Origin of the sequence: Terriglobus sp. YAF25 (assembly GCF_052113305.1) — a bacterium.
In the GTDB taxonomy this organism is placed as follows: Bacteria; Acidobacteriota; Terriglobia; order Terriglobales; family Acidobacteriaceae; genus Terriglobus.
The window spans coordinates 1-1,480 of sequence record NZ_JBFRCY010000926.1; the positions used below are offsets into that span (position 1 = coordinate 1).

2 protein-coding genes are annotated in these 1,480 nt (G+C 55.5%); both read left to right on the forward strand.

All coding sequences use genetic code 11. The annotated features are described in order from the left end of the window. Window positions 1-788: phage baseplate assembly protein V (locus AB4043_RS25275; RefSeq protein WP_442308497.1), on the forward strand; the 788-nt coding region annotated here is incomplete at its 5' end. A 26-nt stretch (window positions 789-814) separates the two neighbouring features. Continuing rightward, the coding region (locus tag AB4043_RS25280; RefSeq protein ID WP_442308498.1) for a hypothetical protein at window positions 815-1,480 on the forward strand (666 nt) is incomplete at its 3' end.

Here is a 1,480-nt window from a genome sequence, read left to right on the forward strand (position 1 = left end):
CGCTTGATGGCTATCAGGACTATCTCCGCAAAGAGAGCCAGCGTTCCATCGGCGGCAGCGTTACTGCGACCGGCCACTCACGCAATCAACAGTTGAAGGCTGGAGATATCGTCGAAGTCGAAGGCAACATTGATGCCAAGGGCGCCTATGGTCTCGTAAAGGTCATCCATCGTTGGGAACCGCAGGGATACAGCAACTCCTTTGTCTGCACTCCATGGAAGAAGTACAGGAATCCGCAGCAGCCGGCGCTTCGTTCCTGGTATGGCGTGGTGCCGGCACGGGTGGTCGATCATAACGATCCCAAGAAGATGGGCCGCCTCAAGGTTCAGTTTTTCTGGCAGCAGGATGGCTCTACGCACTGGGCGCGCATGGTGTCACCGCATGCCGGCCCTGATCGCGGCTTCATGTTCATGCCCGAGGTCGGTGACGAGGTTGCCATCGTGTTTGAAGACGGCGACCCGGAACGTCCCGTTATTCTCGGCTCGGTCTGGAACGGCGTGCAGCAGGCTCCTCGCCTCGGCTTCTTCGGAGCAACCTCGGATATTCCAGACAACAACGTGAAGCGCATTGTTACGAAAGCCGGGAATCGGGTGCAGATGATCGATACGCCAAGCAAGGAGACGGTTGTCCTGGCGACACCCAACTCTTCTGCGCTGACCATGACCGAGAAACACGACAGCACTGGCAGGACACTGGTACACATTCATTCCGACGGCGACATTATTCTGACCGCGCCCAATGGCCGTGTGCATGTACGCAGTCAGTTCTTCTCGCGTGAGATTGGTTGATAAACAGGAACGAAAGGAGATAACAGATGGGAGTCTTTCAGGGAAATATTCCAACCTCGACCCGTTCCAACAAAGGCGGATCTGATAGCGTCGCTCCGGATTTTGGCAAGCTGAATCCCAAGGCGATGACCTCCGCTACCGCTCTGAGCGGAACAGATGCAACCGACGCCAAGCTGATCCACGGCGACCGATGGCAGCAGATCGACGGCAAACAGACGGAGAAGATCGATAAGGATCTCAAGACCGACGTCATGGAGAACGAGGAGTGGACGGTTCACGAGGACCTGAACTTCAAGGTCAATGGGAAGACAACGGACAACCGCATTGAAGACGTCAAGGAGTACTACCACGCGGAAAGCCGGTTCGAGTACTTCGGCGAGCATACCGACCAGCACCACGAACAAGATCACCAGATCAACCCGACGCACACCTTCGACATCCTTAATGTTGAAGGTGAATTCAAAAACATAGACCTGGCGATCAAAGCATCTTCCATCGAAGCGAAGGGGCTTGCGTTGGACGCTACCGTCACGAAGGGAGAGGGTTGGGTTGGAAAGGCCGAGGCTTGGGTTGCCTCAGTCGGCGCAGGTGTCTTTGTCAATGAAGCAGTAGCTGTCGACATCGGCGAAAAGGAACTCGAAGAACGCTTGAAAGGCATCGATAACAACATCGCCGGACTGAATGCCCAGGTG